The sequence below is a fragment of the Streptomyces tateyamensis genome, from assembly GCF_003205575.1.
GTDB lineage: Bacteria > Actinomycetota > Actinomycetes > Streptomycetales > Streptomycetaceae > Kitasatospora > Kitasatospora tateyamensis.
Genome location: NZ_PYBW01000022.1, coordinates 66890 through 86727, shown reverse-complemented (window position 1 = coordinate 86727; position 19838 = coordinate 66890). Strand labels below are relative to the sequence as shown.

Annotated in this window: 18 protein-coding genes; 4 read left to right on the top strand and 14 right to left on the bottom strand. The window is 72.4% G+C overall.

Annotation, left to right across the window (positions count from 1 at the left end; all coding sequences use genetic code 11):
* Positions 1-38: 38 nt before the first annotated feature.
* Positions 39-2111, bottom strand: coding sequence for a HelD family protein (locus C7C46_RS06615; RefSeq protein ID WP_110666714.1), 2073 nt, complete (start codon positions 2109-2111; stop codon positions 39-41).
* Between the two features lie 272 nt (positions 2112-2383).
* Here C7C46_RS06615 and C7C46_RS06610 point away from each other — a divergent pair, with 272 nt between their 5' ends.
* Positions 2384-2608, top strand: coding sequence for a hypothetical protein (locus C7C46_RS06610; RefSeq protein ID WP_110666713.1), 225 nt, complete (start codon positions 2384-2386; stop codon positions 2606-2608).
* Positions 2609-2693: 85 nt separating this feature from the next.
* Here C7C46_RS06610 and C7C46_RS06605 read toward each other — a convergent pair whose 3' ends face one another.
* Positions 2694-4325 carry a DNA repair helicase XPB gene (locus C7C46_RS06605; RefSeq protein WP_110666712.1) on the bottom strand — a complete coding sequence of 544 codons (1632 nt, stop codon included), beginning with the start codon at positions 4323-4325 and terminating at the stop codon, positions 2694-2696.
* Between the two features lie 27 nt (positions 4326-4352).
* Here C7C46_RS06605 and C7C46_RS06600 point away from each other — a divergent pair, with 27 nt between their 5' ends.
* Positions 4353-5948, top strand: a complete 1596-nt coding sequence (locus tag C7C46_RS06600; protein WP_110666711.1) for a recombinase family protein — start codon at positions 4353-4355, stop codon at positions 5946-5948.
* Between the two features lie 63 nt (positions 5949-6011).
* On the opposite strand, the gene C7C46_RS06595 is transcribed toward C7C46_RS06600, so the two are convergent.
* From C7C46_RS06595 to C7C46_RS06560, 9 genes are all read right to left on the bottom strand, one after another.
* Positions 6012-6278, bottom strand: a complete 267-nt coding sequence (locus C7C46_RS06595) for a hypothetical protein (RefSeq protein ID WP_110666709.1) — start codon at positions 6276-6278, stop codon at positions 6012-6014.
* 1171 nt (positions 6279-7449) lie between these two features.
* Positions 7450-7845, bottom strand: coding sequence for a helix-turn-helix domain-containing protein (locus tag C7C46_RS06590; protein ID WP_110666707.1), 396 nt, complete (start codon positions 7843-7845; stop codon positions 7450-7452).
* A 199-nt stretch (positions 7846-8044) separates the two neighbouring features.
* Positions 8045-8335 carry a hypothetical protein gene (locus tag C7C46_RS06585; protein WP_110666705.1) on the bottom strand — a complete coding sequence of 97 codons (291 nt, stop codon included), beginning with the start codon at positions 8333-8335 and terminating at the stop codon, positions 8045-8047.
* The gene (locus C7C46_RS06580; RefSeq protein ID WP_245984243.1) at positions 8332-9531 is read right to left on the bottom strand and encodes a methyltransferase domain-containing protein; all 1200 of its coding nucleotides are present in this window, start codon (positions 9529-9531) and stop codon (positions 8332-8334) included. The genes C7C46_RS06585 and C7C46_RS06580 overlap by 4 nt, the downstream gene beginning before the upstream one ends.
* A 397-nt stretch (positions 9532-9928) precedes the next feature.
* Complete coding sequence (locus C7C46_RS06575; RefSeq protein ID WP_181442225.1) at positions 9929-10414, bottom strand: ATP-binding protein; 486 nt, start codon at positions 10412-10414, stop codon at positions 9929-9931.
* Positions 10411-10560, bottom strand: a complete 150-nt coding sequence (locus C7C46_RS34830; RefSeq protein ID WP_181442224.1) for a hypothetical protein — start codon at positions 10558-10560, stop codon at positions 10411-10413. Before C7C46_RS34830 ends, C7C46_RS06575 begins: the two co-directional genes overlap by 4 nt.
* A 158-nt stretch (positions 10561-10718) precedes the next feature.
* Entirely contained in the window at positions 10719-11948 is a 1230-nt protein-coding gene (locus C7C46_RS06570) for a helix-turn-helix domain-containing protein (protein ID WP_110666701.1), read from the bottom strand.
* 346 nt (positions 11949-12294) lie between these two features.
* Positions 12295-13017 carry a peptidoglycan editing factor PgeF gene (pgeF, locus tag C7C46_RS06565; RefSeq protein ID WP_110666698.1) on the bottom strand — a complete coding sequence of 241 codons (723 nt, stop codon included), beginning with the start codon at positions 13015-13017 and terminating at the stop codon, positions 12295-12297.
* Between the two features lie 10 nt (positions 13018-13027).
* Entirely contained in the window at positions 13028-15538 is a 2511-nt protein-coding gene (locus tag C7C46_RS06560; protein WP_110666696.1) for a helicase C-terminal domain-containing protein, read from the bottom strand.
* A gap of 176 nt (positions 15539-15714) precedes the next feature.
* On the opposite strand from C7C46_RS06560, the gene C7C46_RS34825 reads away from it, so the two are divergent.
* Positions 15715-16584, top strand: a complete 870-nt coding sequence (locus C7C46_RS34825) for a hypothetical protein (protein WP_181442223.1) — start codon at positions 15715-15717, stop codon at positions 16582-16584.
* A 232-nt stretch (positions 16585-16816) separates the two neighbouring features.
* On the opposite strand, the gene C7C46_RS06545 is transcribed toward C7C46_RS34825, so the two are convergent.
* Together C7C46_RS06545 and C7C46_RS06540 are read right to left on the bottom strand one after the other, a co-directional pair.
* Positions 16817-17671 (bottom strand): class I SAM-dependent methyltransferase, encoded by an 855-nt coding sequence (locus tag C7C46_RS06545; protein ID WP_110666688.1) that lies wholly within the window; start codon positions 17669-17671, stop codon positions 16817-16819.
* A gap of 44 nt (positions 17672-17715) precedes the next feature.
* Positions 17716-18678 (bottom strand): ABC transporter substrate-binding protein, encoded by a 963-nt coding sequence (locus C7C46_RS06540; RefSeq protein ID WP_110666686.1) that lies wholly within the window; start codon positions 18676-18678, stop codon positions 17716-17718.
* 33 nt (positions 18679-18711) lie between these two features.
* Between C7C46_RS06540 and C7C46_RS06535 the strand changes: the two genes are divergently transcribed.
* Positions 18712-19329: an HAD family hydrolase gene (locus C7C46_RS06535; RefSeq protein WP_110666684.1), complete on the top strand. Its 618-nt coding sequence runs from the start codon at positions 18712-18714 to the stop codon at positions 19327-19329.
* Here the strand turns inward: C7C46_RS06535 and C7C46_RS06530 are convergent.
* The gene (locus C7C46_RS06530; RefSeq protein ID WP_110666682.1) at positions 19326-19550 is read right to left on the bottom strand and encodes a hypothetical protein; all 225 of its coding nucleotides are present in this window, start codon (positions 19548-19550) and stop codon (positions 19326-19328) included. The two genes, C7C46_RS06535 and C7C46_RS06530, sit on opposite strands and share 4 nt — an antisense overlap.
* Positions 19551-19838: the final 288 nt, after the last annotated feature.

Here is a 19838-nt window from a genome sequence, read left to right as displayed (position 1 = left end):
GGAGCGACGGGCCCGCTGTGGGGGCGGGCCCGTCGCCCTCAGGCCAGTTGGGCCGGCAGCGGCTGCTCGTGCAGCACCGTCAGGCCCGAGACCGCGCGGGTCAGCGCCACGTACAGCCGGCGCAGCCCGGTGCGCCCGTCCGGCTCGCCGGCCACCACGGCGGCCGGCTCGTCCAGCACCACGTAGTCGTACTCCAGGCCCTTGGCCAGCGAGGCCGGCACCAGCGTGAGCCGGGCCTCCGCGGTGGTCTCGGTGCCCGGGGTCAGGAACGCCAGCCCCGCCCCGGCCAGCGCCGCCTCGAAGAGCGGCACCCGGGCGTCGGCCACGATCAGACCGGTCGACCCCTCGCGCGCCAGGGCCTCCCGACAGGCCGTCAGCACCGCCGCCACCAGTTCGTCGGCGCCGACATGGCGGATCGTCAGGCTGTCCTGCCCGGTGCGGATCGAGGTGGCCGGGGCCAGGCCGGGGGCGATGGCCGGCAGCAGCCGCGAGGCGTAGGCGATCACCTGCTCGGGCACCCGGAAGCCGGTGGTCAGCTCCTCCACGTGGGCGCCCGCCTTGCCCAGGTGGTGCAGCGCCTCGGGCCAGCTCGCGGTGGCCCACGGTGTGGTGCCCTGGGCCAGGTCGCCGAGCACGGTGGCCGAGCCGGTGGTGCAGCGCCGGCCGACCGCGCGGTACTGCATGGGGGACAGGTCCTGGGCCTCGTCCAGCACCACGTGGCCCAGCGAGGGGGTGCGCTGGACCAGGTCGCGGGCCTCGTCCACCAGCACCGCGTCCGCCGCGGTCCACGGGGCGGTCTTCACCGAGCGGGCCGGCTTGGGCCGGGCGATCGCCCGCTGCTCCTGCTCGTCGAGGATCCCCTCGGCGCAGCGGGCCAGGAACTCCGGCTCGCTCAGCAGGCGCAGTACCAGCTTGGCCGGGTCGACGGGCGGCCAGCAGGCCTTGACCAGCGCCCTGACCTCGCGGGCCCGGGCCACCGCGTCCTGCACCCGGTCGTCGGGTGCCTCGCCGGCGTGCTCCATCTTCACCAGCACCGCGTGCGCGATCCGCTGCGGCAGGGACTCCATGGCCGCCCCGTAGCGCACCTCGCGCCCGGCCAACTCCTCGATGATCTCCGTGAGTTCGTAGACCGGAAGGCGCCAGCGGCGGGACCCGCGGGTGACCACCAGCGGCTCGGTGGGCAGCGTGATGCCGTCCCGCACGGCGCGCCGGAGTACCTCGGCCAGCCGGGCGTCGCCCTTGATCCGGGCTGCCTCGGCGCTGTCGGTGCCGCGCACCTCGACGTGCGCCACCAGCTCCTGCACGGTGGCCTGGGCCACCTCCAGCTCGCCCAGGGCCGGCAGCACCTGCTCGATGTAGGAGAGGAAGGAGCTGTTCGGACCGATCACCAGGGTGCCGGCCTTGGCCAGCCGCTCCCGGTGCGCGTACAGCAGGTAGGCGACCCGGTGCAGGCCGACCGCGGTCTTCCCGGTGCCGGGTGCGCCCTGCACGCAGACCGTGCCGCTCACGTCGGCCCGGACGATCTCGTCCTGCTCGGGCTGGATGGTGGCCACGATGTCGCGCATCGGACCGACGCGGGGCTTCTCGATCTCGGCCGCCAGCAGCGCGGAGGCCTGCTGGTGCTCGGCCGGGTCGCTCAGGTTCTCGTCCTCGTAGGCGGTCAACTCACCCCCGGTGTAGCCGAACCGGCGCCGCTTCGCGATGTCCATCGGGTCCTTGCGGCTGGCCCGGTAGAAGGTCTGGGAGACCGGCGCGCGCCAGTCGATCACCATCGGGTCGCCCACGGCGTCGTGCACGTGCCGACGGCCGATGTAGAACCGCTCGCCGCCGGCGCCTTCCGACTCGTCGCCGGAGACGGCGTGCAGGAAGTCCAGCCGGCCGAAGAACAGCGGGGTGTGGGCCAGGTCGGCCAGGGCGGCGATCCGGCGCTGGATCTGGTCGTGCAGCACCTGCTGGGTGACCCAGGTGCCGGCGACGTCGGAGATGTCCAGCGACTCGGCGTCCTCGCGCATCGTGCGCAGCGCGGCGCGGGAGCTGTGGAGGTGGTCGCGCTCGCGCCGCAGCGGATCGTCGGCGTCGGCGGCAGTGGTGGGGGTGGCGGGGGAGTGCACGGCGAACCTTCCCGGCCGCGCCGTCCGGGCGCGGCGGTCTCGTCAGGAGCTCACGGTGGATACACCTGACCGGTTGCCGAGCGGTCAGGACCTCCCCTTGATCGGGAGGGGGCAGACCGGACAGCTTAGACCTGTCGTTCGTGCCGGAGCCAACGGGTATTCGCCTGATAAGCGTCTCGGGGTCGGGTACGCCGTGCGAACGACCTCGGTCCCGGGGGTTCGGACCTTTCGACCGATGCCGTTCGGGCGCCGCGAAAACTACCGTGGAACACATGAGCACCGTTCACCGTACGGCGCCCCCGGCAGCGGCCAAGACCCCCCGGGCGCGCACCACCGACGAATCCGCCCCCGACACCCTCGACGCCCCGGCCGGCGCCACCCTGGCCCCGAACCCGCGCCGCCGCCGCCCGCTGGCCACCGCGGTGCGCAACGTCGGCATCGCGCTCGACACCGCCGCGCGCGTGGTCTTCCTCGGGCGCGACGGCGTCAAGTACTGAGCGGGTCCGGCCCGTTACAGCACGTTGGCGGCCTGCAGTACGTCGGCGGCTTACGGCACGTCGACGGCTCACGGCACGCGACGGCTTACAGCACCTCGTCGGCGTCGATGATGCGGTAGGAGTACCCCTGCTCGGCGAGGAAGCGCTGGCGGTGGGCCGCGAAGTCCTGGTCCACCGTGTCCCGGGCGACCACCGAGTAGAAGTGGGCCATGTGCCCGTCCGCCTTGGGCCGCAGCACCCGGCCCAGCCGCTGGGCCTCCTCCTGGCGGGAGCCGAAGGTCCCGGAGACCTGGATCGCCACCGTGGCCTCCGGCAGGTCGATCGAGAAGTTCGCCACCTTGGAGACCACCAGCACGCTGATCTCCTTGTTCCGGAACGCCTCGAACAGCTTCTCGCGCTGGAGATTGCTGGTCTCGCCCTTGATCACCGGGGCGTCCAGCACCTCGCCCAGCTCGTCCAACTGGTCGATGTACTGGCCGATGACCAGCGTCTGGTCCTTCTCGTGCTTCTTCACCAGCGCCTCCACCACCCGCCGCTTGGTCGCGGTGGTGGAGCAGAACCGGTAGCGCTCCTCCGGCTCCGCGGTGGCGTACGCCAGCCGCTCGGAGTCGGTGAGGGTGACCCGGACCTCGCAGCAGTCGGCCGGCGCGATGTAGCCCTGCGCCTCGATCTCCTTCCACGGCGCGTCGAACCGCTTGGGGCCGATCAGGCTGAACACGTCCCCCTCCCGGCCGTCCTCGCGCACCAGGGTCGCGGTCAGGCCGAGCCGGCGGCGCGCCTGCAGGTCAGCGGTGAACTTGAACACCGGGGCCGGCAGCAGGTGCACCTCGTCGTAGACCACCAGGCCCCAGTTGCGGGCGTCGAACAGCTCCAGGTGCGCGTAGCTGCCCTTCCGCTTGGTCGTCATCACCTGGTAGGTGGCGATGGTGACCGGGCGGATCTCCTTCTTGGTCCCGCTGTACTCGCCGATCTCGTCCTCGGTCAACGAGGTCCGCTTGACCAGCTCGTGCTTCCACTGCCGGGCCGAGACGGTGTTGGTGACCAGGATCAGCGTGGTCGACTTGGCCTCGGCCATCGCCGCCGCGCCGACCAGCGTCTTGCCGGCCCCGCAGGGCAGCACCACGACGCCGCTGCCGCCGTGCCAGAACCCCTCCACCGCCTGCTGCTGGTAGGGGCGCAGCTGCCAGCCGTCCTGCTCCAGCTCGATCGGGTGCGCCTCGCCGTCCACGTACCCGGCGTGGTCCTCGGCCGGCCAGCCCAGCTTGAGCAGCACCTGCTTGATCTGCCCGCGCTCGGACGGGTGCACGACCACGGTGTCCGGGTCCACCCGGGCCCCCACCAGCGGGGCGATCTTCTTGGACTTGAGCACCTCCTCGAGAACCGGCCGGTCGGTGGTGCTCATCACCAGCCCGTGGGTGGGGTGCTTGACCAACTGCAAACGCCCGTACCGCGCCATCGTGTCGGCCACGTCCACCAGCAGCGCGTGCGGCACCGGGTAGCGCGAGTAGTTCACCAGCGCGTCCACCACCTGCTCCGCGTCATGGCCGGCCGCGCGCGCGTTCCACAGCCCCAGCGGGGTGACCCGGTAGGTGTGCACGTGCTCGGGAGCCCGCTCCAACTCGGCGAACGGCGCGATGGCCCGCCGGCACTCGGCGGCCTTGGGGTGGTCGATCTCCAGGAGCAGCGTCTTGTCGCTCTGGACGATTAGGCAGGACACACATACCTCCGTGATTAGGATCGCCACGTGACTGACCCAACCGTTGAAATCCCCAGGGCGATGCCCCGAGCCCGGCGGCGCAAGGGCGTCCCGGCGAGCGCGCCTGGCATGCGCGCCGCTATCTATGTTCGCCTATCGCGCGAAACAGAGGAGACCACTTCCCCTGAGAGGCAGCGCGCGGCCTGCGAGCAGTTGTGTGCGGCGCGCGGGTGGCGCGTGGTGGTGGTCGAGGAGGACATCGACGTTTCGGGCTTCTCTCGGGGGCTGGAGCGCCCGGGGCTGCAGAGGATCCTGGCCCGACTCGACGAGTTCGACGTGATCGTCTTCTTCAAGATCGACCGGCTTGCGCGGTCGACGGTGGACTTCGCCGAGATCATGAAGATCACCGAGGCGCAGAGCGTTGCGCTGGCGTCGGCGACCGAGCCGCTGGACCTCACGTCGTCCATGGGACGGGCGATGGCGAAGGTGATCGCCGTGTTCGCCGAGCTGGAGTCGGACACCATCGGCATGCGGGTCTCGGGCGCCCACGAGCATCTGCGACGGGAAGGGCGGTACACCGGCGGACGCGTGCCGTACGGGTACAAGGTGGTGCCGAACCCGGACGGGGCCGGGAAGGTGCTGGTCGTCAACCAGGAGGAAGCAGAGATCATTCAGGCGATCGTGACACGGGTCCTGGCGAAGGATTCGCTGATCCAGATCGCGAATGACCTCACCAAGGCCGGAGTCCCGTCGCCAGGGCACACCTCGCGCCAGACCACGGGCAAGCGCAGTGCCTCGAAGAAGTGGTACACGACCTCGCTTCGGAGTCTGCTCACCAACCCGCAGTTGCTGGGCCAGGTGATCGAGGACGGCAAGCCCATCCTGCGGACGGATGGGCTGCCCCTGGTGAACCGGCCGCCTATCCTGGACATGGACACCTGGCAGGCGCTCCAGGACGAGCTGACGCGACGGGCCAACCCTGGGGAGCGGCGGCGCGAAGCTACCTCGCTACTGCGTGGAGTGGTGCACTGCGCACTCTGCGGGTTCCGGATGTACACCTACGTGGCCGGTGGGCGGACCCGGTACCGCTGCATCGGTCGGCTCAAGAAGCGCCAGGGCGGCGAGGCGATCGACTGCTACGGCGTGAGCATCGCGGGGCAGGGGATGGAGGACCACGTGGAGTCCGAGTTCCTGCGGAAGTTCGGGCGCCTGCCGGTGGTGCGGATGGTCGAGCACGCCGGGGAGAATTATCGGCCGCAGATCCGCCAGGCCGAGGAGGCGCTGAGCGATCTGGAGAAGGACCGGTACGAGCGCGGCCTGTTCAAAGGCGCCGACGGTGCACAGCGGTACACGGTGCAGTACGCGCGCCTTGAGGAGCGGCTTGCCGAGTTGAAGGAGCGGCAGCAGCACGCGAGGCCAGCGGGAGTAGAGGTGGTTCCGACCGGCAAGACCCACGCGGAGGTCTGGCGGGACGCCGACGCGGCAGGGAAGCGGGACCTGTTGCTCAGTACGGGCGCATATGTCGAAGTGGCCCCTGCGGAAAAGGCGGGCAAGGTACTGGACCTGTCTCGGCTTGCCGTTCACTTCGGCGAGGAGGGACTCATGCGCCGGTCCGCAGCAGGGAAGAGCACTGCGACGGACTGACAAACATGAGCGGCCCGCCTTCGAGATTTTCGAAGGCGGGCCGCTCTGCTCCGGACTGGGCAGTCAGTCCTGTTCATCGGTGGTTCGAAGAACCGTTAGCGCCGGTTTGCGGAACGCCATGGCAGTGCCGTTGCGAGTCGAAAAACGGACCAGTTGAAGCGAGAGTTTGCAGAGTGAGGGGCCGTCGGACGCGGCGAGTTCTTGCTGTACGTCCATGACCGTCTCGGCGAGGTCCCAGGACGTGGACTGAAAGCGGAACACACCGAGTTGATCGGCCTGGGCGAGCCGGAAGCGGACAGTTGTGCTCGGCACCAGGGTGCTGGTTGCCACGTGTGTTCGGGGTGGGCGCCCTGTCACCTGATACAGGCCCGGTTTTGAGCCGCCGTGTGACATCTGCGGCGAACTTCTCTGCGGTCCGCCGTGTTGCCCTCCATAGATGGCGGCCCAAGGCGTGGTGTGACCGCGCGGTGGAACAAACTTCGGCGGTCTTCGGCCGGACGCGTCAGGCCGAAGCTGTGATAGGGGTGCAGCGCACACGAGGCCGGCCTTTCGCGGATCGGACATAGAGGTGCCCGCGACGCCATCGGTGTGACAGCGAGCGGCAGCGATCCGCAGTGGCCGGGGCGCTGGTGACCAACTCTCCTCAGCACGGCTTGCCCAAAGGCTTGCCCGCAGCGCGAACGGACCAGCTCCGAGGCTTGCCCACTCGCGGCGCCGACTCAGGGCAAGCCGCCGGGCAGCCCCTTGGGCAAGCCCTCAGCGGTGCGGCCGGCTACCGGGCCGATGGTGGGCAAGCCGGTGAGGACAGGACCCGGCTCCACACTGCCGACGGACCATCAGGGCAGTTGGTCAGCACGCATCCCACGACCAGCAGCAGAAGGCCCGAATCCAGATCAACGAGGAGGGCAGGGGGAGGCGTGTCGAAAGTTTCTTTACTGGATCAAGGGCGGCCCGCCAGAGGCGGGCCGCGCGCCGCCGCGTTTCCGCTCGCCGCTCCTGTCTCCGCCCCGCTATGGGCGGCCCCGCTGGCGGCGCAAGGACGAGGATGGCGGTCGAGCAGGGCCCGAAGAATCCGGACAGGCTGTCCGGCCGTACGCGGCATGGGTCAAAGCCGATGGTTGCTCGCCGTTCGTCCAGGCTCCCCGCTGCTCGATGATCCGGGGCGGACGGAACCCGTCAAGCCCGCACCGCTCGCCACCGTCGCCAAGCTGAGGCCCGTAGTGCGGGCTTGACCGAACCCGCCCGCTCCTACTCTCGGCAGCTATCGGGGAGCCCGGCCGGAGTGGTCCCCGCCCCAGCGCCAGCCGCCCCAGACAGTCCGCCCCGTAACTGTTCAGCAAGCTCTGTGACCCTTCGTCAGCAAATGTGTTCGGAACATGCCGAAGACCCCAGTACCATCGGCACCAGGGTTGATCATTAGCCCGCTGCCGGACCACCCCGCTTCCCGCCAAGGTCAAGGGGTGGTCCGGCTCTTCTTCAGCTGTATGCGCCAGTGACCGGGTCAGTCCCCGTACAGACGGCGCATGTGCGGATGCGACTGGACGGCGTGCGCGGCGAAGCGCTCCACGATCTCGGCCATGGCATCGGAATCCGCGCGGGAGCGGGCCCGTTGATGGTCAGCGGACATCTCCCGGCAGGTCGGGCAGTGCTGACGCCCGCCCGCGTTGACGAACGCCTCAGCCCACGGCTTGCGCCCCAAAGCCTTGCCGCGCTTGGTCCCCGAGGTGGCGTGCAGGCGGCCCACCTCCCGGACATCACGCTTGCGCTCGCCCCAGCCGTCCAGGCGCTTCGAGATGGTGCTTGGCGAGACGCCCATCAGGGCCGCGATCGCCTTCATGCTCTCGCCCTGGCGGTAGAGGTCCACGACCATGGTGCGGTCGAGTTCGGCAGAAGCCACCGCGACAGGCTCCCTTCCTTGTTGTGGAGTCAGCGGCCCAGGCCCGCCGCCAGCAACACCGCGCACACCAGCACCAGCGCGGCGATCGAGACCCCGAAGGCGGCCGTCAGGGACGGCGGATCGGGCACCCCGCAGCGGTCCCGTTCGGCGGCATCGTGGTACTCGCTCTGACTGTCGTCCCCGAGTGGACCCCGGTCGGTCACAGGTCGGCCGGCGGACGGCCGAAGATCCGCTCGAACAACTCCGCCTCGGAAGGCAGAGGCATTTGATCGAGCTCGGCGGCCAGGCGCTCGTGGAGGGCTTGCCGCTCAGCCACCCTCGCGGTTACCCGCTCCAGAGACGCGCGCTGGTAGCCAGGTTCGGCCAGCCACTCACCCACCTGCGCGTAGACCCGGCGCCTGCTGGGCCACACCATGCGCACCGGCCACGAGAACTGCCCGTGCAGGTGCCACCACATGTCCAGGCGGGTGGCGGCGTCGCGCAGCCTCACCGCGGACCCACCCCCAGGACCGGCAACGGCTGCTCGGGGCCGTCGAGCCAGAACGTTCGGCCGGCGGTATGGCCCACGGTCATCCCGAAGCGGTCGAAGTCCGGCTCACCGGCCGACTGCCACCAGGCATGGGCGGCTTCCACCAGGTCCCACAGCTTCCGGGGACCCGACTGGTACACCTCCCACTCGGCCTCTTCGTCGTAGAAGACCGCAGCCCACGACGTGTCGGCGAGACTGTAGAGCCACAGCACCGTCACCCCGTCGTCCCGCTCGTGGACCAGGTGCGTGACACCGGGCACCAGCAGACTCGCCGCGAACGTGAACGGCTCCCAGTCCCCCAGCGGCACCCGCACCCGGGTGGAGGTCTCCACCGAGTCCCCGGGGAAGTCCGGATGCGCAGGGCGCACCAGGCGCTGCGAGCGCATCTTCATGAACTGCACCGGCCCGAGGAACGGACCCGACGCTGTGCCGTCGAGCTGGACCGTCAGCTTCACCAAGGCGTCCTGGTGACCGTAGTGCGTGCCGAACGGGGCCAGGATCAGCCCGCCCACCCGGGTCTGGCTCAGCCACGCGGGCGGGATCTCCCGCACCCCGCACGTGACGATGATCCGGTCATATGGAGCGGAGGCGAGCCAGCCGAGCGAGCCGTCCGCACACACCACCTCGGGCGTGTACCCCGACGCCTTCAAGGCCGCACGGGCACGGGCGGACACCTCGGGGTCCACCTCGACCGTGGTCACGTTCGCGTCGCCCAGTCGGCACGACAGCAAGGCCGCGTTCCACCCCGTTCCGGTGCCGATCTCCAGCACCCGCATCCCCGACAGCACATCGAGATCCAGCAGCATCGAGTAGACCAAGGTCGGCTGGGATGCGGACGAGGTGGGCACCCGGCCGGGCTCCAGGCCCTCGTGGTCGCCGTCGTCCCACTGCGTCACAATCGGCGCATGCGGGGCGTTTGCGGCCTCAGCCCAGCCATCGGGGTCCGTCGTGCGGTCCAGGGCCACGTTCGTGCCGGTGGCCATGTCGTGAGCCCAGATCACATCCGGCAGGAACAGCGAGCGCGGCACCGCGCCGAACACCACCGACCACCACTGCTCAGGCGTGCGACCGGAGTCAGCGGCCGGGGACGAGTCGCCGGGAAGGTGCCGCCCCGCAGTGGTGCCGGGGCGGCCCTCCCGATCAGGATCGAGCGTCACTTACGGTGCCCTCCATTGCCGGGCGGGGGCCCGCTGTCAGGCGACGGCGGCCCGGACGGCGGGTTCGACGGAGTCGGCGGCGTGATCGGCGCCGGACTCCCTCCGTGCTTCCCCATCTCTGATCTCCCTTCTCAAGTGGAACAGTTGGACCCGTGTGGGCCGGACACCAGGACAACGAGGCCCGGCCCGCACGGGAGTCTCAGGCCCCGTCCGGGGGCATCGGGCCCGGGGTCGGCGGGCCGGGTGTGGGCGTACTCACGACAGTTCTCCCTTCGATCGGTGATCCGGGTCGAGAACTTGGGCGGTGCCGGCCGCCCGCGCGGGGGATCGGAGCGACCGGCACCCATCCGCCCGGCCAGTGCGCCAGCGACGTGCACGGGCGGAGACAAAGGAGCGGTCAGGCCGAACGCGACAGGCGTTCCGTGACCTTGGCATGTGCGGCACCCACGAGGACCGTCAGGCGCCGATCACCCGTCACCATCTGATCGGCCGCGCACTCGAACCAGACCACCTTGCCCGCACCGGCCGGCTCCCAGCCCCACGCGTGCGCCAGCCCCGCCACCAGGAGTAGCCCCCGCCCGCCCGTGGTCGTGTCCTGGGCGGTGTCCGGGTCCGGGAGATGAAGACTGGTGTCGGCGACTTCCACACGAAGGCGCTGGCCCGTCCACCGCACGGTCACGTGACACCGTGCCTTCGTGTGCTCAACCGCGTTCGCCAGCAACTCGCTCGCGCACAGCTCCACATCGCGCAGCGCGTCATCCGACATCGGGACCTTCCAGAACCGCACAAGCTCGATGATCAACCGCCGCGCCGTCGGCACCGCAGCCGCATCCGGCTCCCCAGCCCACTCATACGGCACCGGAAACGAAGCCGTGTCGCTCATAGGCGGCCACCACCCTGCGAGTTGAAGGGTGTGCCGTCGGCGGGGTGCAGGGTGGTCGCGTCCCGAGGGGCCGTCCATTCCTCTCCGCCCTCGGGCGGGCGCAGGTGGTAGGAGTAGACACCCTCACCGGGAACGTCAACGATCACGCCAACGGTCCCGGTGTTCGTGTCGTGTGCGAGGTCACCAAGGCGGGGAGTCCAGGGTGTTGCGGGCTCGTCCGCGTCTTGGCGGGTGATGCGTCGTCCGCTCATGCAACAGAAGGTAGGCGGACAACTACAGCTGAATATGAATCAGGGGAATACCGCTATCCGTCCAGGTGGAAGCGGTCGGACATGCGGCGCAGTTTCTCCCGGGTGGTGGCCCGCTCCGCATAGACGATCTTGCGCAATGTGGCACGAGCGATCGGATGGTTCCTTACGAGCTGGGGGGCGATGTGCTCTGCCTTCTCCAACTCTGTGAGGGCTTTGTCCCGGTTGCCATCCCAGAGCCAGGCTCGTGCCAGGTCCATGTGGTGATGGCCGCGCCGCGAGTTCGGCAGTATGTCGACCTGCTCATGGTCGGCCCGCTCGTGGAGCACGAGGGCCTTGGCGTGGTCGCCCATTTCCAACTGGACTGAGATGGAGTGGATTTGGACGTTCCCGGCGGAGAAGGTCAGCGAGTGGCGATCGAACACCGGCGCTTCGTCGGCGTCCATGCGCTCAGCGGCTACCTGGGCCAGCCGGATGCGGCCCTCGGTCTCCTCCGCCCGGCCGGCCCTTGCTGCCGAGACGGCGGCGCGCAGTTGGAGCGTCCCCCAAGCCCGGATGGCCAGCGGCTCTCCCGCGTCGTACTCATCCTCGATCGACCGAAGGGCCTTGTCCGACAGAGCCAGCGAGTCCGCCCAGTCCGCGGTGGCCCACATGTCCCAGACACGCATCCAGTTGGCCACCGCAGGCAGGACCACGTCACCAGAACGCTCCGCAGCCCAGGCAGCGCGCTCGCACGCCATGGCGATCAATTCCGGATGACCGAGGGTGTGCGCTGCCGTGTGGGCGAACTTGCAGCACACGGCGTAGATGCCGAACGCTTCCTCGCGCTCGTGACCCTCGGAGATCTCGGCCAGTGCCCGCGCCTCCCTCAGCAGGTCGGGCAGGACACGCAGGATGGCGACGTTCGCCGCAGAGTCGCGCAGGCGGTGCAGGCGCTCCGTCTCCTGCCACAAGTGCTGGGAGGTCCGGGGCCGGCCGTCGAAGACGGGCGTTAGATCGTAGCGCCGCAGCTCGCGCAGGATCGACGCGGCGGCCACCTGCCACTGGTTCTCGGATGCCTTGCCCGCAACGAACGGACGCTCGATCAGGTTGTTCGGGTGGCAGTGCAGCGCAGCCGCAACCTCATTGATGAGGCTGGCCCGGTCGAGTTCGATGTGCCCCTTCTCGACCTTCGAGACCCACCCCTGAGACCGCCCGAGCGTTGCTGCCAGATCGGCCTGAGGCATGCCAAGTCGGAGTCGCTGCCGACGAACGCGCTTCCCGATCGACTCCCGCTCCTCCAACACCGTCGTCCCTCCCACCGGTCGGACCGCTTCGGCCTACAGCAGGGACAGTACCCGGCAGAGTAGGCCGACAGTGCGGGGATGGTGCAGCTGACCAGGCGCGTGAGGACTTCCGCGCTGCGGGCGGGGTGCCTCCGAAGGCTACTCAGCGTCTACGATGTGCATCAGGCTTAATCGTCTGTACGATCAGCGGTCCGTCGTTCACGCGAGGAGCCCTCCGTAGGTCCAGTCGCAGACTTTCCAGTGTCTCGCATCCGGGAGGAAAGCTGTCCCGGATGCTCTGCGCACCGCGTCCATGGTGGGGCATCGCGGTGAGTGACGGAGCTGCTTCGTAGAAGGCCGCGGGCGGTCAGGCCAGCCAGATGTACGCGGCGAAGCGGCCGGTGGGGGCGTCGCGGCGGTGGGAGTACAGGTCCGCCGTCTCGATGGTGCAGCGGGGGTCGCGGTGGACGTCGGTGAGGCCGGCCTTTCGAAGCTGGGCGGCGATGCCGGCCGGGAGGTCGAGGGACGGGGTGCCCCAGGAGGTGGTGGCGTAGGTCTCGGGGAGCAGGGCGGCGGACTCGGCGCGCATGGCTTCCGGGACTTCGTAGCAGCGGCCGCAGGCGGCGGGGCCGATGTAGGCGGTCATGCGGGCGGGGTCGGCGCCGGCCTCGGACATCGCGGTGACCAGGTTGGTGGCGACGCCGGACATGGTGCCCGCGCGGCCGGAGTGGGCGGCGCCGATGATGCGGGCGACCGGGTCGGCCACCAACACCGCGGCGCAGTCGGCGCCCAACGAGGCGAGCGCCAGGCCGGGTTCGGTGGTCCAGATGCCGTCCAGGTCGGGGGCCGCGGCGGTGAAGGGGGCGGCCACCCGGGCCACGGTGGCGCTGTGGACCTGGTGCATGAAGACCACCCGGTCCGGGGCGAGGCCGAGTTGAGCGGCGGTCAGCTGACGGTTGCGCAGAACGTTCGCGTAGTCGTCGCCGGTGAGCCCGCCGAGGTTGCGCCCGTCGTAGGGCGCCGGGCTGACGCCGCCGGTGCGGTCGGTGACGGCGTAGCTGATCCCCGGGGCGAGCTGCGAGACGTCCATGGCGGCGAGCCTAGTCTCCGTCCAGTTCGGCCACGCCGGTGATCCGGTGCAGGGCGAAGGTGTTGAGCTTCTCCGCGTGGTGGTCGAAGGCGGTGACGAAGCCGCCCTCCACCTTCACCGGGTCGATCACCCGCTGCGAGGCGATGCCTTCGGCGTTGATGTAGCCGATCCACATCCGCTCACCGAGCAGCACCGCCGTCTGGAGGGCCGCGAGGGTGTCGGCCGAGGCCGTGCGCGGCAGGGTGCGGGCGGCGGCCGGGCCCGGGACGGTCTCGCGGCGGACGGCGGTGGCCGCGTGGTCGCCGGCCCGGATCGCCTTCACGGCGGCGCCCAGCAGCACCTCGTCCGGGCTGGCCGGTCCGTCGGCCACCGGGGCGGGCGGGGTGCGCGGCGGGGTCCGGTGGCTGTCCGGCCGGGTGATCAGCAGATCGCCGTCGGCGGACTCGGCGGCCGGCGCGTAGCCCATGGAACGGAGCACGGCGAGCACCGTGTCCGGCGCGGCCTGGGCGGCCAGCACGGTGGGGGCCAGCAGCCGCAGCCGCAGTTCCAGGGCCCGGCGGTCGGCGAGCACCTCGTTCAGCAGCGCGGGGTCGTCGCAGCGCAGGTAGGCGGAGGCGGCGCCGACCCGCAGCACGCCGTGCCGGCGGGCCACGTCGTCGATCAGGTAGGCGAGCGGCTGCGGGACGGCCGTGCGCGAGTGCTGGGCCAGGAACCCGTGCAGGTCGGCGGCGCTGCGCCCGGCGTCCAGCGCGCGGCGCACCGACTCCGGGGTGAACCGGTAGACGGTCGCGCCGCCCTTGGACTCGATGTCCGCGCAGAGCGCGAGGGCCTGGGCGAGCGGCGTGAGCAGCGGGCCGGGGGCGATCGCCGTCAGGTCCGGCTGCAGGATCACGTGGTTCAGCGGCTGGGGCAGTAGCGGGGCCAGCGCCGGTCCCGGGTCGGCGCCGGCCAGCAGCTGCCGGGCGGGGGTGGCCAGCGCGCCGCGGCCGGTGATGCCGAGCAGTTCGGCCTCGGCCAGCGTCCAGTCGGTCAGTTGGTCGCGCAGCTCGCGCCCGTCCGGGCCGACCGCGCCGCCGCGCAGCGGCCGGTACCAGCGCTGCACCGGCAGCAGTTCGGCGCTGCCCGCCACCGAGCCGGGTGCCAGGTCGGCCAGCAGGCTGAGCACGGCGCGCCGGGTGGTCGGGGCCAGCACCCGGTCCAGCTCGGGACCGAGCACGGCGCGCGGTTTGCCCTTGCCGTCCGGGAGGCCGACCAGCCCCGGGACCCGGGTGGCGGTCAGCCAGGTGCGGGCCAGCAGGGTCCACCGCTCGGGTACCGGCTGCTGCAGCCACAGGTCGTAGGCGGGGGTGGGCGCCCACACCTCGCCGGTCCGCCCCGGCAGCTCGATCGACTCCCCGTCAGGTGCCAGCAGCCCCGCGCCGTAGGCGAGTTCGAGCCAGAACGCGGCCTGCGACTCGGTGCACTCCACGGTCAGCGCGGCCCGCTTGAGGTCGCGCACCCCCAGGCCGCCGGCCCGCAGCACCGGCGGCGGCTGCAGGCCCCACTGGTCGAGCAGCTCCTCCAGGGTGCGCACCGCGGTGTAGGCCTGGCCGGCCGCCGCGTTGTCCACAGCCTGTGGATCGCGCACGGTGCTCGCGGTGAGCTCGGGCGGCGCCGGTTCGAGCACCCGGTGGCTGCGCCCGCCGCGCAGGTGCAGCGCCAGCTCGCGCGGCACCACCACGGTGCCCTGCCCGCTCGGCAGTAGCAGCCCGCGGGCCAGCAGCCACTCCACCGGGCTGTGCGCGGTCTCGGCGGTGACCGGACGGGCGGCGTCCGGCACGGTGCCGGTGGGCGGGCCCCAGACCAGCTTCTCCAGCAGCCCGAGGGCCGGCGCCGGCGCCTTGGCCAGCAGCGCGGCCAGCTGCCCGCGGTCGTTCAGCAGGTCGGTGAGGGCGGCCACCCCCGTCACCGGGTCCGGGGTGCCCGGCAGGCCGGCGCCGGCCAGCAGCTGCTGCAGCCGGGCCGGGGACATGCCGACGGTCGCCTCGGCCACCGTCGGGCCCAGGCCGGTGCCGCCCGGGTTGGCGGCGGTCGGGGCGAGCGCCTCGCGGACCGCGATCACCAGCCGCGGCGCGTTCGCCGGACCCCAGACCAGGGCCCGCTCGCGCAGCGCCGTGAGCGCCCGGGGCAGCGCGGCCAGCACCGCCTTGCGGTCCACCGGCTCGGCGCCCGGGTGCGCGGCCACCTTGGCCGGGCCGGCCAGCAGGTCGCGCAGCACACTCTCCGGGCTCCCGTCCGGGGCGGCGGCCAGCGCCTCGGCCACCTGCAGGGTGAACCGGTCCAGCCGCTCCAGCGCGCGCAGCGCCGAGGCCCGGCCGGACAGCCGGGAGCTCAGCTGGGTCAGGTCGGCGGGCACCGGGTTGAGCAGATCGGGTCGAAGTCGCAGCAGGGTGGCGAGCGCTTGGTCGCTCCCGGCGCGCAGCTCGTCGGCCAGGGTGCGGGTGCGGCTCCTGCCGGGCTGTCCGGTCGGCTCGGTGGTCATCCGATCCAGAGTAGTCGGACTCGGTGGCGTTGGGGGACGGGTGATCGGGCCGGTGCGGGGATGACCGGTGTCACGGTGGGGCATAGGGCGGGTAACCCGCGGGGCCGCGACCGGGTCGGACTCGGATAGCGTCGGGTCTCGGCGGGGCCTGGAACGCGGAACAGGGTGGCGGGGCGATGGCGGCAGAGCGGTCGGGCAGGTCGGGCGGACCGGACGGGCCGGGCGGCGCCGGCGGGTCGGAGCGGGGCGGTCTGTCCGGCGGGTTGTCCGGTGCGGAGTGGTGGCGGGTGGACGGGCCCTGGCGGGTGCTGGGCCGGCCCGCACCCAGGGCGGCCCGGGGCGGCGCCGAGTCCGACGACGGGGTGTACGCCGACGGCCCGCAGGTGCCGGTGCAGACCCCGGTACCTGCCGCCCCGGCGCCGGCCGCCCCGGCCTCGGCGACCGCCGCCGCGGCACCCCAGGAGAGGCCGGGCCGGCTGATCGCGCCGGCCGCCCCGGGCGCCGGGCGGACGCCCACCCTGGCCGACTTCCCCGGCTGGAGCGAGGTGCGGATCGAGTTCCCGCCGGACGACACGCTGGTGCCCGAGGAGCCGGCCGCGAAGGCGATCCCCGACCAGCGGGCCGGCGAGGCGGACGCGGTCGAGGAGCCGGCGGAGGAGGCCGGGGGCGTCGGCCGCGGCAGCCGCGGCCTGCTGGCCGGGCGGCGGCCCTCGCCGTTGCTGCTGCTCGCCTCCGGCGTGCTGGTGGGCGGCGCGGTGACCGGGCTGATCCTGGTGCTGCTGGCGGGCTGGGGTCTGGCGTACCTGTCCGCCCGGCTCGGCGACCTGACCAAGAAGTTCGTGGTCTTCGGGATCCCGCTGATCACCATGAGCGGCTCCTCGCTCTGGTTCTGGGGCCGCAGCGAGGGCCGCTGGGGCCAGCCGCTGGCCAAGGGCGCCACCTCGCACGCGGTCTTCGCCGCCGCCCCCGGGGTGCTCCGGCTGGCGGGGGTGCTGTCGGCGCTGTTGCTGCTGGCGATAGCGATGCGGCGCCGCAAGGTGGCGTGAGGGCGTCGCAGCGGGTCGAAGTGGGTCGGAGCGGGTCGGAGCGCGAGCTGTGGCGTGAGCGGTCGGTGCGGCAGTTGCGGCGTGAGCGGCTCGGCTTGGCGGGGTGGCGTGCTGCGGGGTCACGGCTGACTCATCCGTGACCCCGCAGCACACCGCTGCCCGCGGGTGGGGCCGCGGGACGGGGTGGTGGGGGACACCCCGTTGTGGGGGCTCTCGGGGGCTGCCGCGGAGGTTACTCGCGCAGCGCCGTGGTGTACCGGATCGCCGTGCGCCGCACCAGGGAACCGTCCGGGCCCGCCAGCGCGGCCAGGGCGGCCTGGGCAGCCGCGCGCGCCTCGTCCAGCCGGGCCGCCGGGATCGCCTCCAGCACCGCCCGCCAGCCGCCGGCCCGCTGCGCCCGCCACCAGCTCTCCGGGTCCGGGTAGTGGGTCACCGCCGGGTACTCCACCGTCCGCACGTCGGTGAAGCCCGCCCGGTGCAGCAGCTCGGCCGCCTCCTCCGGACTGCGCCCCAGCTCGTTGTAGCGCGCGGCCCGGCTCTGCCGCCGCCGGGCGGCCTGCGGCGGCAGGAACGCGTTCAGCGCCGCCCCGGGCCGGTCCCACCCCGGCTCGTCCGCGCCGAAGGCGGTGAACCCGAACCGCCCGCCCGGCACCAGGACCCGCCCGACCTCGGCCAGTGCGGCCGCCGGGTCGGGGGTGAAGATCACCGCGAACGAGGAGAGCGCCGCCTCGAAGGACCGGTCCGGGAACCCGAGCGCCTCCGCGTCGTCCTGCTGCACCCGCACGTTGCGCAGCCCGCGCCCGGCCGCCTCCGCGGCGGTGGCCCGCACCATCCCGTCGGCCAGGTCCACCCCGACCACGTACCCCTGCGGGCCGACCTCGGCCAGCGCCGCGAACAGCACCGCCCCGCGCCCGCAGCCGATGTCCAGCACCCGGTCGCCGGGGCGCAGCCCGGCCAGCCTGGCCAGCCGGGCGCCGATCGGGTTGAAGAAACCGCCGTTGACCTGGTCGTACTCCTCGGCGGCCAGCGAGAACGCGTGCGCCACCGCCCGCTTGGTTGACTCACCTCGGAACTGAGTGTTCGTCATACTGTCATGGTGGTCCCGGTGTGTCCCAGGTCACAAGAGGGCGGTCAGCCTCCGAGTAGGCACTGGAGTTGACCGAGCACCAGGTTCGCGCCGGTGTAGCCGATCCCCTCGAACCAGAGCCGGTCGTCCACCTGGTACGCCCGGTGGGCGCGCACCGCCCCGAGCCCGCGCCAGGCGGCGCCGGCCAGTACCGCGGCGGCGCCCGAGGCGGCCGGGTCGCCGTAGGCGGCGTACAGCAGCAGGTCGCCGTCGGCCCCGGCCAGCTGGTCCGGGGCGACCTCGACGTCGAACTGGTCGGTGTTCTGCGCGTCGGGGCGGCCCAGCTGCAGGTCGGCCAGGATCGTGCCGAGGTAGTTCTGCCGCGCGTACAGCCGCACCCGGCCGCCCTCGACGAACCGCACCAGGCTGACCCGCCGCCCACCCAGCGCGCCGGGACCGCCGAGCGCCCGGGAGACCTGGGCCAGGTGCCCGCGGTACGCCTCCGCCACCAGCTCGGCCGCCGCCTCCCGGCCCAGCGCCCGGGCGTGCAGCTGGAAGTTCTCCTTCCACGGGTGGCCGGTGGTCGCGGTGAGCACGGTCGGCGCGATCGCCCGCAGTGCCTCGTAGTGCGCACCGTCCCGGGTCTGGTTGCCCAGGATCAGCTGCGGCTGCAGCGCCCGGATCCGCTGGTGGTCGGGCGCGCCCACGGTCCCGGTGTCGGCCACCTCGGCCAGCCGGGAGGCGGGCCAGTAGTCCGGCGGACCGGGGTCGGCGCCCGGGCGGCTCGCGCCGAGCGGGGTGATCCCCAGCGTCATCGCCGAGTCCAGCTCGGCGGTGTCCAGCACCACCACCCGCACCGGCCGGCCGGCCACCGGCACCGGGCCGGTGGCCGCGGTCACCGTCGCGCCGGGCACGGGCGGGTCCGCCTGCGGCAGCGGGCGGTTGCCGCGCGGGCCGCAGCCGGCCAGCGGGAGGGCGGCCAGCGGCAGGGCGGCCAGGGGGGCGGTGAGCAGGGTCCGGCGGCGCATCGGGTTCCTCCCGGCGGGTTCTAGGCTGTCGGCATGCCCGCTCTCACCATCGGTTTCGACCTCGACATGACCCTGCTCGACACCCGGCCGGGGATCAGGGCCACCCACCTGGCCCTGTCCGCGGAGACCGGAACCTACATCGACGCCGACCTGGCGGTCACCCGGCTGGGCCCGCCGCTCACCCACGAGCTGGCCAACTGGTTCCCGGCCGAGCAGGTGGAGCGCGCCGCCGACCGCTACCGCGTGCTCTACCGCGAGCACGCCTTCGCGCCGACCGTGCCGCTGCCGGGGGCGCTGGCTGCGGTCGGCGCGGTGCGGGCGGCGGGCGGCCGGGTCGCGGTGATCACCGGCAAGTACGAGCCGAACGCGCGGCTGCACCTGGAGCACGCCGAGATCCCCTACGACGCGCTGGTCGGCGACCTGTGGGCGGAGACCAAGGGCGCGGCGCTGCGCGAGCTGGGCGCACAGGTCTACGTCGGCGACCACCTGGGCGACATCCTGGGCGCCCGGGCCGCGGGCGCCCTCGCGGTCGGCGTCACCACCGGCCCGTACGGCGCGGCGGAGCTGACCGCGGCGGGCGCGGACGTGGTGCTGGCCGACCTGACCGCCTTCCCGGCCTGGCTGGCGCAGTACCGGGCGACCGAGGTCTAGTGCTGCGCGTTGGCCCGGCGGCGCTGGGCGCGGGCCGAGCGGAAGAGGCCGAGCAGCGCCAGCAGGAAGCCGAGCGGCATCAGCATGCAGGCCGCGTAGGCCGCGCTGGGCAGCGGGGTGAGGTGGAGGAAGAGCGGGACGAAGGTCACCACGGTGGCGACCGCGCCCAGCACGAAGACCACCGCCCCGCCCCGGACCAGGCCCTCGCCGGTTTCCCTCATGCTGACTCCTTAGCCGCCCGCGCTGCCCGTTCTGCCGCGGTCCAGTCTCGCAGAAGCCGGAAATCTCCCGCCCCGCGGCCTGGAACCCGCGTAAACTGACCCCTCGTCACCTGCGCGGATGTGTGGCTCGTCACTGCTTGCGGTTCAGTGGGGACAGCGAGTTTCGACCTCCCCGCGCCGGGGGTATGCAGGTTTTCGCATGGGGTTGCCCGACCCCGCATCCAGGCAGGGGGTGTGCGCCATGACGACCGACGCTTCGTTGTCGTGCGGTCGCGCCGCGCCCTGCCC